At 52.2% G+C, this 12668-nt stretch carries 12 protein-coding genes and 1 riboswitch; of the genes, 4 read left to right on the top strand and 8 right to left on the bottom strand.

Features of this window, described 5'->3' with window-relative positions; genetic code table 11:
- The 8 genes from thiC to Q0X57_RS04735 form a co-directional block, all read right to left on the bottom strand.
- Positions 1-1697: phosphomethylpyrimidine synthase ThiC (thiC, locus tag Q0X57_RS04770; RefSeq protein WP_297728419.1), on the bottom strand; the 1697-nt coding region annotated here is incomplete at its 3' end.
- Positions 1698-1738: 41 nt separating this feature from the next.
- On the bottom strand, positions 1739-1939 hold the full coding sequence (gene thiS, locus Q0X57_RS04765; protein ID WP_297728417.1) for a sulfur carrier protein ThiS: 201 nt from the start codon (positions 1937-1939) through the stop codon (positions 1739-1741).
- 127 nt (positions 1940-2066) lie between these two features.
- A riboswitch (TPP riboswitch) is annotated at positions 2067-2168 on the bottom strand.
- A gap of 684 nt (positions 2169-2852) precedes the next feature.
- Positions 2853-3359 carry a 6,7-dimethyl-8-ribityllumazine synthase gene (gene ribH, locus Q0X57_RS04760; protein ID WP_297728414.1) on the bottom strand — a complete coding sequence of 169 codons (507 nt, stop codon included), beginning with the start codon at positions 3357-3359 and terminating at the stop codon, positions 2853-2855.
- Between the two features lie 143 nt (positions 3360-3502).
- Entirely contained in the window at positions 3503-4192 is a 690-nt protein-coding gene (locus Q0X57_RS04755; protein ID WP_297728412.1) for a tetratricopeptide repeat protein, read from the bottom strand.
- 111 nt (positions 4193-4303) lie between these two features.
- Positions 4304-5179, bottom strand: coding sequence for a carbon-nitrogen hydrolase (locus Q0X57_RS04750; RefSeq protein ID WP_297728409.1), 876 nt, complete (start codon positions 5177-5179; stop codon positions 4304-4306).
- Positions 5176-6246, bottom strand: coding sequence for an agmatine deiminase family protein (locus Q0X57_RS04745; RefSeq protein WP_297728406.1), 1071 nt, complete (start codon positions 6244-6246; stop codon positions 5176-5178). Before Q0X57_RS04745 ends, Q0X57_RS04750 begins: the two co-directional genes overlap by 4 nt.
- Positions 6247-6261: 15 nt before the next feature.
- Positions 6262-7293: a DUF4249 domain-containing protein gene (locus Q0X57_RS04740; RefSeq protein WP_297728404.1), complete on the bottom strand. Its 1032-nt coding sequence runs from the start codon at positions 7291-7293 to the stop codon at positions 6262-6264.
- 13 nt (positions 7294-7306) lie between these two features.
- Positions 7307-9727, bottom strand: coding sequence for a TonB-dependent receptor (locus Q0X57_RS04735; protein WP_297728401.1), 2421 nt, complete (start codon positions 9725-9727; stop codon positions 7307-7309).
- A 584-nt stretch (positions 9728-10311) separates the two neighbouring features.
- Between Q0X57_RS04735 and Q0X57_RS04730 the strand changes: the two genes are divergently transcribed.
- The 4 genes from Q0X57_RS04730 to Q0X57_RS04715 all read left to right on the top strand — a co-directional run bounded on the left by Q0X57_RS04730 (position 10312) and on the right by Q0X57_RS04715 (position 12522).
- Positions 10312-10848, top strand: a complete 537-nt coding sequence (locus tag Q0X57_RS04730) for a hypothetical protein (RefSeq protein WP_297728399.1) — start codon at positions 10312-10314, stop codon at positions 10846-10848.
- A gap of 443 nt (positions 10849-11291) precedes the next feature.
- Positions 11292-11795 carry a hypothetical protein gene (locus Q0X57_RS04725; RefSeq protein ID WP_297728397.1) on the top strand — a complete coding sequence of 168 codons (504 nt, stop codon included), beginning with the start codon at positions 11292-11294 and terminating at the stop codon, positions 11793-11795.
- 19 nt (positions 11796-11814) lie between these two features.
- Positions 11815-12258 (top strand): hypothetical protein, encoded by a 444-nt coding sequence (locus Q0X57_RS04720; protein WP_297728394.1) that lies wholly within the window; start codon positions 11815-11817, stop codon positions 12256-12258.
- 30 nt (positions 12259-12288) lie between these two features.
- Positions 12289-12522 carry a hypothetical protein gene (locus Q0X57_RS04715; protein WP_297728391.1) on the top strand — a complete coding sequence of 78 codons (234 nt, stop codon included), beginning with the start codon at positions 12289-12291 and terminating at the stop codon, positions 12520-12522.
- Positions 12523-12668: the final 146 nt, after the last annotated feature.

The following is a 12668-nucleotide window of genomic DNA, read 5'->3' as shown; positions in this document are numbered from 1 at the left end:
CAGAAGTGTGCCTCCTTGTGCCCCTCAGCGGGTAGCGTCTCGTCGTGATACTGGAGCGCCGTCTCGCTGTCGAGTGCTAGGTGGAACTGATCCTTCCAGCGGAACTCATAGCGTGCCTTGCTCATAGCGTAGTCACGGTAGTATGCGCCTGGGTGTCCCTTGGCAAGGTCAGCCGCATGGGCTGCCAGCTTGAAGGTGACGACACCCTCCTTGACATCGTCCTTGTTGGGCAGACCCAAGTGCTCCTTGCGGGTCACGTAGCAGAGCATCGCAGTGCCGCGCCACGCAATCATAGCACCACCGATGGCACTGGTGATGTGGTCATAGCCTGGGGCAATGTCGGTGACCAACGGACCGAGTGTGTAGAAGGGAGCTTCGTTGCAAAGGTCTAGCTGCAAGTCCATATTCTCCTTGATGCGCTGCATAGGCACGTGACCAGGTCCCTCGATGAGGACCTGCACGCAATGCTTGTCCGCAATACGAGATAGCTCGCCCAGCGTACGTAGCTCGGCAAACTGCGCCTCATCGTTGGCATCGGCGATAGAGCCAGGACGCAAACCGTCACCAATACTGATACCTACGTCGTAGCGAGCGCAGATCTGACAGATCTCGTCAAAGTGCTCATAGAGGAAGCTCTCACGCTTATGCGTCGTACACCAGTTCGCCATGATGGCACCTCCACGAGAAACGATGCCCGTGAGGCGCTTCATCGTCAGCGGGATGAACTGCCAGCGCAAGCCAGCATGGATGGTGAAGTAGTCGACACCCTGCTCAGCCTGCTCGATGAGCGTGTCTCGGTAAAGCTCCCACGTAAGCTTGTCGGCCTGTCCCTTGACTTTTTCCAAAGCTTGGTATAGTGGCACGGTGCCTACGGGTACTGGCGAATTGCGAATGATCCACTCTCTCGTCTCGTGGATGTTGCGCCCCGTGGAGAGGTCCATGATGGTGTCAGCACCCCAGCGGATAGCCCAGACAGCCTTCTCGACTTCCTCTTGGATAGAGGAGGTGATGGGCGAGTTACCAATGTTGGCATTGATCTTGACGAGGAAGTTGCGCCCGATGATCATCGGCTCGCTCTCGGGGTGGTTGATGTTGTTGGGGAGGATAGCTCGTCCAGCAGCGATCTCGTCACGAACGAACTCTGGGGTGATGCGCTCAGGGATATTAGCTCCAAAGCTCTCGCCCAGATGCTGCGGGTACTGCTCTCGGATCTCGTCGATGAGCTGGTTCTCACGGATAGCGACATACTCCATCTCGGGGGTGATGATCCCCTGACGTGCGTAGTATAGCTGCGTGACAGGATGCTCCTCGGTGCCTACGAGCGGCTGGTCGTTGAGATGGGCAAAGCGCAGATGATCCAACGAAGCGTCTTGTCTCCGCTTGCGACCATATTCCGAGCTTTGCTCTTTCAGTCTCGTCGTGTCACCACGCTCCTCGATCCACTGCTGGCGTATCTTAGGTAGCCCTTGGTGCGGATCGACATGATAGTCGGGATCGGTGTAGGGTCCTGAGGTGTCGTAGACCACTACCGAGCCGTTGTTGTGCCGTACACCCTCTTCGTCAATGGTGTCAGAGAGTGTGATGCGACGCATCGGCACGCGAATGTCGGGGCGAGAGCCAGTGACATATATCTTAGTAGAGCCAGGGAGTGGTCCCTGAGAGATGTTTAGATTGTCCGTTTGATCTTTTTGCTTCATAGAGTAAAGAGATTAAGTGTGTTTGGAAGAAGAGATGTGACTTAGCCACCCATAGCTGCGGTAATGATCATGACGGCATCACCCTCGCAGAGATGGTGTGTAGGCCAGGCATCACGTGGTATGACACGATGATTGACCGCTAGCGCCGTGTGGTCGAGCGTAGCGACAACAGGTGATACTGCCTCTAGTAGCGAGGTTCCTGCCGGCAGGTCGTGTGGAGTCTTATTGATCGTTACTTGCATAAGCCATATAAAAAGAAAAAGAGCCTACATACCTTCATCAGTCTGGTATGTAAAACTCTTAGTGTGTACCGCCAAGCTCAAGGTCTTGGCAAGTAGGGTGTCCCAGTATGAGAGTCTGCACGGTCAGCGTGTAGTTGTTCTCTTTGCCTACGCCAGTATTATCTGGATCAGGTCGAGGGTCTCATCTCAGCCACCACGCAGTCGCACTGTGGCACCCCTAAGAGTCTGATGCAAAGGTAATGAAAATATCTCAGAGTAGAGCTGCCCCGGGGCGGACGGGTGCATCTACACCTCAATGAAAGAATTCGGAAGGTGGAGGAAATCGGGAAATTCATCCGTAGATATTCTGGATTATTAGCGAGGAAACGAAAAATTCTTCGGAACTTTCATTTCATTCTTCCGAACTTTCATTTCATTCTTCCGAAGTTTCATTTCCCAGCTCTGTGGAGAGTTTTTGTTTTCTTGTGAGCTATTGGGAAATTCCTTGGGAGATATCGGACTTAGCGAAGATGTATGAGTATTGACAGTGCGATGAAGCCAGGCTCAATCGATATATCCTAGACTTGTTGTCAAGCGTAGTTAGTGGAGTACCGAGATATAACGCATCAGCCCTGAGAGCTATCCCATCTGTGCTCCTCAGAAATATAGCTCCAAGGGGTAGATACAATAAAAAAGGGCTGTCCTAAGACAGCCCCTTCTCATTAACCTTAAAATCTAACACCATGAAAAACACGTTGCAAAGGTAAGACTTATTCTTCATATATGCAACAGTCTGAAGAGGGGAACTACTTTTGGAACTCGTATGTGCTATGGAGACAGTGTGATACGAGCGATACGTCCTATGCCCTGAAATAATAAAAGTCCCTAGCGCTAGAGATAGCACTAGGGACTTGTCGGTATATAGGTCGGGTCGTTACCCTTGTATCGCAGCTCTGATGTCGATCATCTGGAGCGCAGCGATGGCGCACTCGGAGCCTTTGTTACCTACGGCACCACCAGAGCGGGCACGAGCCTGCGCAATGTTCTCAACGGTGACTAGACCGAAGATGACGGGCGCCTTGCCTCGTAGGTTAAGCTCGGTAGCACCCTCGGTGACGCTGTTGCAGATGAGGTCGTAGTGCGAAGTCTCGCCACGTATGACGCAACCAATGATGATGATAGCATCGTAGGGTTGGGTCGCCTCACTGAGTAGATTCGCCGTGTAGGTGAGCTCAAAGGCCCCTGGCACGGAGAAGGTCTCAATCTGCTGGCGCTCTAGACCGCACTCTAGGAGTGTCGTGACAGCTCCGTCGCGGAGTGCGTGGGTGATCTCAGCATTCCATTCGGAGTAAACGACAGCGATGCGACGTATGTCCGCCGTGTGTCTGTGCTGAAGCGTGTAGTGAGCCGGTGTCTGCTGGCTGTGGAGTTGTGAAGACATGGGTTTTTAGAGATTAGAGGTTAGAGATTAGACTTTAGAAGTTAGAGATCGAAGGGATCAGAGCTATCGGAGTGGATCGGAGTGATCGGAAGTCTAATCTCTTGCTTCTAATCTCTAACTTCTAAAGTCTAACCTCTAAGTTTCTACTTCTTAAGCTTAGCCTCTACGCGTATGATCGAAGCCTCGATGCTCTCAGATTCAGGCGCTGTGTAGTACTTCTCCTGGATCTCTTTGTAAGCTTTGAGTGCCTTGTCATACTGACCTAACTCCTCGTAGACATGGCCTGCCTTGATGAGACAGCTCGGAGAGATGACGGGGTTGTCGGCAGCCTTGGCAGCGTCCATAAAGTACTTGGCAGCTTCGTCGTACTTGCCTAGCTCTACGTAGCAGTCGCCGATGAGACGGGTGATAGAGGGAGCGACCATCTTCTCCTTAGCCTTGAACTCTTTGAGCTCACGGATAGCCTCCTCGTACTTGCCCTCGTCGTAGTAGATAATACCAGCATAGGCGTGAGCCAGCTTGCCAGCATCAGTGCTACTATACTTGTCTGCAATCGCTAGGAGTCCCATGGCTCCAGCCGCAGGAGCGTTGAGCGCAGCGCTATCAGCACCTGCCATAAACTGCTCCTCAGCAAGGTATAGCTCTGCAGCTGCCTTGTCACCACGGGGCTTGACCACCTTGTCTATGTAGAGCCAGATGCCCACACCTAGCACGATGATGCCCAGCACACACCATATGATGGTCTTGCTGTACTTCTCAATGAAACGCTCGCTACGAGACACGATCTCCTCAGAGTGGTGAGAGCCTTGTGACCCGGATTCTTTTAATGCCATACTATATCAATTCGTTTTATGTTATTCTATGTGGAATGAGCTATTGCCTGCAAAGTTAGCAGTTTCGGAGGAATAAATCACTCTTTTGCCTTTTTGACCTTGACAAATGGCTCAATCAATGTAGCGACGGGTGATCTCTCCGTAGCTATCTATGCGCCGATCACGCAGGTAAGGCCACCAGCATCGGACGAGCTCGGTGCGCTCTAGGTCGAGCTCGATGACGGCACCCGCTTCCTCGGTCTGACTCAGATCGCAAAGTATCTCGCCCTGCTGACCTGTGACGAAGCTGTGACCCCAAAACTGTATCCCCTCGGTGACACCTGAGGGGTCGGGCTCGTAGCCGACACGATTCACCGCAATGACGGGGAGGTTGTTGGCGACGGCATGACCACGCTGCACCAGTTGCCACGCATCGATCTGGCGCTGCTGCTCTTCGGGCGTGTCGTAGGCAGCGGTGCCGATGGCGGTCGGGTAGATGAGTAGCTCGGCGCCCTTGAGAGCCATAAGCCGTGCAGCCTCGGGGTACCACTGATCCCAGCAAATGAGGATGCCGAGGCGACCAACGGAGGTGTTGATCGGCTCAAAGCCTAGGTCGCCAGGAGTGAAGTAAAACTTCTCGTAGTAGGCGGGGTCGTCCGGTATGTGCATCTTGCGATAGCGACCTGCTATGGAGCCGTCTCGCTCGAGCACTACGGCGGTGTTGTGGTAAAGACCCGTGGCGCGCTTCTCAAAGAGTGAGAGGACGATCACGACGCCCAGTTCACGAGCCAAGGCTCCGAAGCTTTCGGTGGATGGACCGGGTATCGTCTCCGCTTGGTCAAAGAGAGCGACGTCTTCGGTTTGGCAGAAGTACAGTCCGTTGTGTAGCTCTTGTAGGACGATCAGATCGGCCCCTTCGTGGGCTAGCTGGCGGATGCGCTCTTGGAGGCGGTGGATATTGTCCGTATGGTCAGCACCGTTGTGCTGCTGTATGATACCTACTTTCATCTTGTTATGGTGTCTAGGAGTGAAGGATTGAGGAAGCCTTGCGGTATTTGCATGGAGATGCAGTGCAGGCTACCGTGCTGCTCGACCAGTATGGAGCAGTCTATTGGCACGACCTCGAGGTGAGGTAGTGCTTGCTGGAGGATGCGCTGCGCCTCGCTGTCGGTGCTGCGCCCGTAGATGGGGAGCAGGAGTGCGCCGTTGACGAGGAGGAAGTTCGCATAGGTGGCTGGTATGAGGCAATCAGTCTCATAGCGTGAGGGGAAGTCGCCCACATCGGGCAAGGCGATCAGTCGCAAGGCGGGACGCTGACGAGCTAGCTCTTGTAGCTGACGCTCTAGCTGTGTCAAGGCGGCGAAGCTTTGCGCCGTAGGGTCGCTCGGGGAGACATAGATAATGGTGTCGGGGTCGACGAAGCGGGCGATCGTGTCTATATGTCCATCGGTGTCATCGCCCGGTAGGGGAGCGACTTTGAGCGAGCAGTAGTCGGTCAGACCGAGACATTGTAGCAGTGCCTCATATATATAAGGAGTCTCGCAGAGATGCGGATTGCGAAGCGGATCCTCTACGCAGGATTTGGTGGTCAAGAGAAGGCCCTCGCCATTGCACTCCAAAGCTCCCCCCTCGAAGGTTAAACTTGATGCCTCAAAGTAAGCGACATCCAGCGCAAAGAGTTCTTTCATTATGAGGCGACGCACCACCAAATTGTCAAGTGCCGAGACAAACTTACCACCCCATGCGTTGAAGGTGAAGTCAACGAGGACGCGTGCGCCACTAGGACTCTGGAGAGCCAGCGGACCGTAGTCACGGCACCACGTATCATTGGTAGGGCAGGGGACGAGCAGACAGCGCGAGCGTAGCTCCGACGGCAGAGAGGCATACTCGTTTGGATCCTTTGGCACGAGTAGCACGACAGGCTCGAAGCGTGTCACCTGCTCGATAATGTTGCAGTAGGTGCGCTGTACCTCGTGTAGGATCGGAGCCCAGTCGCTCTGGCTGTGAGGCCAGGCGAGGAGGATCGCATCTTGTGGCGCCCACTCTGGGAGCATTTGTATAGTCTCTTGTGTCATAAGTCTTTCACCGCATTAGCGTGTTATGATCTTAAGGTCCTGACGCAGGCTCGTAGCCATGCTGCCGAGTATGCCAAGGCCGTCGTGGATATTGTTGTAGATGAGGTTCGGCTCCGAGATGCCCGTATCGCCTAGACCATTATAGCGCTTTGCTGTAACCGTCTGCCAGTAGTGATAGAGGTCGCCTGTGATCGCATAAACGGTGACACGCAGGGCGACATACTCTGATATTCCTTTAGCCGTCCGCTCATCGTCTGTGGATCCATCGGCTTTGCACACCCTTGTGGCAAAGGAGAGCGTCGTCTTGAGCGTGCAGTCGCTCGCTGAAACGTTAGAACCAGCCAATAGATTCATCACGCGACCTCTGCTAGACTCAAAGATCAGGTCGCCATTGCCAAACTGCGTCATACGTGGGTCGTCAATCTTCTCTTGACTCCAAGCGTATGGACTCTCTTGGAACTCGCGCTCAGGATCCACTGCTTGCTTCTCTACGATGATGCGGTAGTAGCTATCCTTCGTGATGCCCTGAAGCGGGATGGATAGTTCGTAGTCTTGAACCTCGACATATCTGCCATCTGGCATATCTATCCTACCTGGCATATTGTACGCATAGGGCGCGCGATGCGTCTTGTCTAGCTTCTTGACCTCTATGACGCCGACGGTAGGCTGTGCGGGCACCGTGGTAGTTGCCGAAGCTGTCTTGAGCCCAGCCTTCTCTACCGATATTGCTATGCGGTCGCCTGCTTGTGGCTTGTATTGCTTCACCTTGCTGATCGGTACGAGCTGATCGTTGACCTGAAGCGTCATACGATAGGGGCAGTCGGGATGGTCGTAGGGATAGTAAACATTCGTACTGGACGAAGCAACTCCCGTCGGCTTGCTCTCGGAGAGTGAAATGTCGATGCCTTGCTGCTCCGTAGCGACCGCATTGATGACGATGCGAGGCGTATTATCGCCTAGGTCTAGGGGAATGGTCGTCTGACAGGCTGTGAAGAGCGTGATAAGTAGTGCGCTGCTGGCTAACTGGATATATTGTATAGGTCTCATAGTCGGTCTTAGGCTAAAAGGAGTAGGTGTAGCTGATGTTGGGCAGAATCGGAAAGATTGTTACCTGCTGTAGCATAGTGCGGTAAGAGTTGTCGCCCGTCTTCTCCCTCACTGGCGTAACGATGAAAGGGTTCATCTGATTGTATACGTTGTAGATGCTTAGGTTCCACAGGCTCTTACCCCGCTTGTGATGCTTCGTGTAGGTGATGCTCAGATCCAGTCTGTGGTAAGGCTTGAAGCGGTAGTTATTTCGCTCAGACACATAGTCGAGAGATCCATTTACACTCTCCCATGAGAGCGGGTCTTTCAGTCCATCGTACTCATGCGTTGCGATGGTGCCCGTCTGACCCGAGGCAAAGACCCAAGTAGCGGCAAAGTCCCAGCTCTTGCCCAGCTGATACATCGCAGTAATCTTAAAGTCGTGAATGCGGTCGTACTTAGCGGGGAAAGTGCGTCCGAAGTTTAGCTCCTCTCCTGGCTGGTCAAAGGTGCGCCACGTGCGAGCCCAGGCGTAGCTCACCCAGCCCGTTAGCTTGCCCACCTTACGCTGCCAGAGTAGCTCCAGACCGTAAGCCGTGCCACGTCCCATAGCAACCATCTGCTCCCAGTTTGTTGAGACACCATAGAAGAAAGAACCCTCCTTGTACTCCAGCACATTGCTCATCGGCTTGTAGTAGCCCTCTACCGAGAAGTCGCCCCACTGAGGCACATGGAGGAATAGCCCCGCCGTAAAGTGGTGTACGTGCATCGGCTTGATGCGGTCCGTCGAGGGCACCCACAGATCCGTAGGCAGGCTCAGACTATTGTTCGTCAGGAGGTGCACATGCTGCGTCATCAGAGCGTAGCCCACCTTGGCGGTTAGGGCAGGCGTGATGCGCCAAGCCGCACTCACACGAGGCTCTATATTATGGTAGCCCTTGCCACGCACGTGGTAGAAGCTGTAGCGTAGCCCCGCATTAAAGGTCCACTTGTCCCCCAGCTTCATCTCATCCTCAGCATAGAGCGAAGCCTCGTGGGCGTAGATCTTAGGATTGTTTCCGAAGACATTAAAGTCCGTCCCAGTTAAGTCCGAAAGGTCCTTGCCGTTTACCTTGATCGAAGTCATCTCAGGGCGAAAGGTGTGGAAGGTGTAGTTAGCCCCGAAGAGTAACTGATGCTGCTCCACAGGTGAGTAGTGCAGCTCGCTCGTCAGGAGCCAGTCTCGGATGCCCGAGTCATAGCTCATCGCTACGGGAGGCTCATCCTTGTCCTCCTGCATTTTCATGCGTAGCCTAGAGCGGTACTGCGTATAGGAGGCTGTGGTATTGAGAAAGAGCTGTCCGTTGATGACATGGTTCCACCGTAGCGAACCCATCGCATTGCCCCAAAGCCAAGACATCTGCTGCTTGTCATCTCCACTAGTATAGCGTGTCCAGACACGGTCGTTGCCGTAATAGCCGAAGAGGTATAGCTGGTCTCTATCAGAGAAGCGGTGCGTCACCTTCAGGTTCAGATCGTGAAAGTCATACCCGCCCTTCATCTTCTCGCCATCCTCACCCTCCTGGCGATTACGTATAGCAAAAGCCATCGCAGCCAGCAGGTCTAGGTAGGTGCGCCGTGCCGAGAAGTTGAAGGTGGTGCGATCCTTGACGATCGGTCCCTCCACATTGATCTTCGAGGAGATCAGTCCGATGCTAGCATTGCCGTGGTACTCCTGCATATCGCCATCCTTGAGACGTACATCCACGACTGACGAGAGACGCCCCCCGAAGCGAGCGGGGAAGGTGCCCTTGTACAGCGTCACCGACTTGACCGCATCGGGGTTGAAGGTCGAGAAAGCTCCCAGCATGTGATTCGGATTGTAGAGCGAGATGCCATCCATGAGGATCAAGTTTTGGTCTGGATCGCCACCACGCACGAAGAGTCCCGACGAACCCTCCGAACCGCTCTGTACGCCAGGTAGTAGTTGTAGCGCCTTGATCACATCCTGCTCGCCAAAGAAAGCGGGCAGTCGCTTGATCTCGCTCGCCGATATGTGCTGTGCACCGATAGTCGCCGTCTCAACGCCCGAGGGATTCGGACTCCCCACCACGACCACCTCGCCGAGTAGCTGACCCTCGATGAGCGAAGCCGAGAGTGTCGTATCGGACGAGAGCTGCAGACGTATCGTGTCGCTCTGATAGCCCACATAGGAAAACTGCAGGAGCACCTCTCCCGCTGGGAGTGTCAGCGAGTAGTGGCCGAACTCATTCGTTACGGCACCTGTGCGGCTGTTGAGTTCCATTACATTGGCGGCAATCAGCGTCTCGCCACTCTGCGCATCATGCACGAAGCCATTGATCGTGAACTTGCGCTGCGCTTGCTTTTGAGCTTGCCCGCTAAGTGGTGTGGCGAGCATCATCAGTAGGAGAGCCAGAAGCCCCACAGCAAAGTCATATCGACGTAAATAGGTCATAAGTAGGTTGCTATACGTTACTAAATGATTACTAGATGAGAGTTCAAAGCGTAATCAGCGACTGTCAGTTCACGCTCCGACTCCGTGGTTAACGGCTACAAAGATACTGAATTAGAGGTTAGAAGTTAGAGATTAGAGACCAGTAACCCTTTGTAGGGACGCTCGCTCTGAGCGTCCGTTGTATCAAAAGTTACGAAGTCAGTACTCGTTTTGGTCTGTTCGACAACGGACGCCCTCCCACTAGATACTCACCGTGCGTCCCTACAAAGGGTTACACGTCTCGCTTTGATGCGTACGTGGGTATTTTCAAACCGCCACGTGGAAAACGAAAATTCTCCACGGAGCCAGGAAATAAAAGTTCGGAAGAATGAAATGAAAGTTCGGAAGAATGAAATCAAAGTTCCGAAGAATTTGTCCGTTCCTCCGTGGAGATTTTTGATTTCCTACCTATGAAACTAGAGTTTCTTCCGTATGAAACTGTCGGGACTTCTGAGGAAGTCGAGAGATTCTTCAGACCTGTGCTTCGATATGGCACACCCTGCGGTGTATCTTTGCACTGTGTTCAACAAATCAAATGAAAAACTATGGATATAAATGACTTACTAAAGAAGCAGCTGGACGAAGCTGCTTGGAAAGGACTCTCACAGGAGTTCCCCTGGACATTAGAGACCCTCAGGAAGTATTGGAAGAAGCTAGACTGGCATCTGGTCTCTCACAACGCCGAGATCCTGTGGACGCCCGAGATGCTTGAGGAGTTCAAGAATTGGATAACCTGGTCTAGTCTCTCTCTGACTGATTGCGACTCCATTCTAACAGTAGCCTGCTTGGAGCGGTTTGCAGACTGCTGGGACTGGGATAAACTATCTGAGAATGATTCCATACCACTGGACTATGATACGATAGATCGCTTCATCGACAAGTGGAACTGGGCCGAGCTGATAGACCACGGTAGCTGGATGGATAAAGACCTTGGAGCATCGCACCTGTATAGCTATGAATTCCTAGAGCGCTACGCTAGCCGAATCCCCATAGATGCGCTGAAGGATTCTCAGCTATGGTACGACATCAAGGAGCAGCGCAAGAAAGAACTTCATCGCCAGATCGCCTGCGGAGAGGTGTAGCCCGCTAGAGATTAGATTTTAGAAGTTAGAGATTAGAGGTGCTTGCCTCTGGTCTCTATACAATTCGCAAAAGTGTGCAGCCCACGCTCGCCACGCTATTGTATGTTTCGGTAAAAGGTTGTACCTTAGTGGCGCAGTTGGGGGGAAAAGTCTATCCTCCCACTGTCACATCAAACATACGAAGCGATTGTGCTTATCTCGAAGTCGGGAACGTAGGAAATTCAAGACTTATTCGGAGAGTAGGCATAGTGGTTTCCACGCAAAGGGCGTGGGCTGCTATCAACGTATCTCTGAATCAAGGTATCCTACGACCTCCGACTTAGAACGTGGCACAGCAGCACCACGCTTCTTTTGTTTTATGGAGGTCATCGAATAGAAATCAAAAACGTAGGACACGCGCTCTCCCTACAACCACAGAGAGCCACTAAACAAACAACAAAAACATGTACGCAACAAAGCTGTTTGCAAACATTGATGCTCTCAAAGAGAGCGGAGAAGCCCTCCCGAAGGCTCTTTTCTTGAGCCCAGTACCTCAAGACGTCCTAGAGCGTCACGAAAAGCGTCTTGGGATAAAGTTGCAGCCAGATGAAAAGCCTCTTCTGGCGGTCAACAAAAAGATTATAGGCACCGTGGGAGGCTACGGCTGGACGGGCATCTTGCTTACAGACAAGAATCTCTACTACAGGCTCCTGAAGGACGCTTTCTTGAGCAGTGTCATCTCTATACCCCAAAAAGGAAGCATCTCAATGGAGCAAGTCTCCTCTCTGCAAATCGGCAATCACGATGCTTGCTATGGAAGGGCTTACATAGGACATCAGCTCCTGGCAAATGGTAAGGTCCTAGGACTGCTCAGAATGGGCGGTGCTATAGAGTTTGACGAAAAACTTATAGATATCCTCAGAGGACTATTCGAAGATGAGAACACCTCCTATACGTGGGACAACTAAAACCAAACAATATATCAGTATGAAAAAGAAACTTCTTATCCTACCCTTACTCCTCCTGTCAGCGCTTTTCTCAAGCTGCTCAATGGATGACCCCACAGAAGACGAATTCGTCATCAACTATGCCAAGATTCGCACAGCGTACTACGAGGCACTCGGAGGCGAGCTTACGCTTGCTACTATGGACGTAGATGTAGACTATACCACCTACATCGAAAATGCTTTTGATGCATTTGAGGATGCAGAAGGCTCTATCAGAAGAGCCTTTTACAAAGGCAACGATGTCACAAGCGACTACGAAAGAGAGGCGCTGAATGAGCTGATTGAAGAAGTGGAAAATGTCAAAACAGATCTCGTCATCACAGTAGATAACCGCCCCGAGTCCTGTGTGGTAAAAGATAAGGAGAGTGGTCTCTCCTTTCAAGTCACTTATACGAATGACAAGATGTCTGTCGAAGAGCTATAGATACCCAACGAAAAAAATAGAGTCAATACTATGCCACAGATGATCAATCGAGGTAAGGAGCTAATCCGCATTAGCCCCAAAAACGCAGGAATGATCGAGTACTCAGCCAATAATGGTAAAACTTGGGGGGCTCGCTGTGTAGTTTCTCTTTCTAGAGGAGACTTTGAGGATCTAATGGACAACGGACAAGAGATCCTGGCAACTTGCGAGAAGGGGCTTTTCTACTCAACGAACGAAGGACGTACTTGGATGAAGCGTCGCTAGCAAGGGTGTCCTATATCTCTTTAGATGTAGGACATCTATCTCTTCAATAAAGCATATATAACCTTAACAGAGTGACTATATATTATGAACCCAGTGGTGCCAATAGACGATAAGAAAAAAGAACGGTACAAGATAATACAGGACTT

This window comes from uncultured Porphyromonas sp. (genome assembly GCF_947254915.1).
In the GTDB taxonomy this organism is placed as follows: Bacteria; Bacteroidota; Bacteroidia; order Bacteroidales; family Porphyromonadaceae; genus Porphyromonas.
This window is presented reverse-complemented; position numbering and strand designations above follow the sequence as displayed.

Bases quoted from the DNA above. Each gene is read 5' to 3' on its own strand.
- Q0X57_RS04730 (WP_297728399.1), top strand. From the start codon at position 10,312: ATGGATATAAATGACTTACTAAAGAAGCAGCTGGACGAAGCTGCTTGG.
- Q0X57_RS04740 (WP_297728404.1), bottom strand. From the start codon at position 7,293: ATGAGACCTATACAATATATCCAGTTAGCCAGCAGCGCACTACTTATC.
- Q0X57_RS04745 (WP_297728406.1), bottom strand. From the start codon at position 6,246: ATGACACAAGAGACTATACAAATGCTCCCAGAGTGGGCGCCACAAGAT.
- thiS (WP_297728417.1), bottom strand. From the start codon at position 1,939: ATGCAAGTAACGATCAATAAGACTCCACACGACCTGCCGGCAGGAACC.
- Q0X57_RS04750 (WP_297728409.1), bottom strand. From the start codon at position 5,179: ATGAAAGTAGGTATCATACAGCAGCACAACGGTGCTGACCATACGGAC.
- Q0X57_RS04715 (WP_297728391.1), top strand. From the start codon at position 12,289: ATGCCACAGATGATCAATCGAGGTAAGGAGCTAATCCGCATTAGCCCC.
- ribH (WP_297728414.1), bottom strand. From the start codon at position 3,359: ATGTCTTCACAACTCCACAGCCAGCAGACACCGGCTCACTACACGCTT.
- Q0X57_RS04755 (WP_297728412.1), bottom strand. From the start codon at position 4,192: ATGGCATTAAAAGAATCCGGGTCACAAGGCTCTCACCACTCTGAGGAG.
- Q0X57_RS04735 (WP_297728401.1), bottom strand. From the start codon at position 9,727: ATGACCTATTTACGTCGATATGACTTTGCTGTGGGGCTTCTGGCTCTC.
- Q0X57_RS04725 (WP_297728397.1), top strand. From the start codon at position 11,292: ATGTACGCAACAAAGCTGTTTGCAAACATTGATGCTCTCAAAGAGAGC.
- Q0X57_RS04720 (WP_297728394.1), top strand. From the start codon at position 11,815: ATGAAAAAGAAACTTCTTATCCTACCCTTACTCCTCCTGTCAGCGCTT.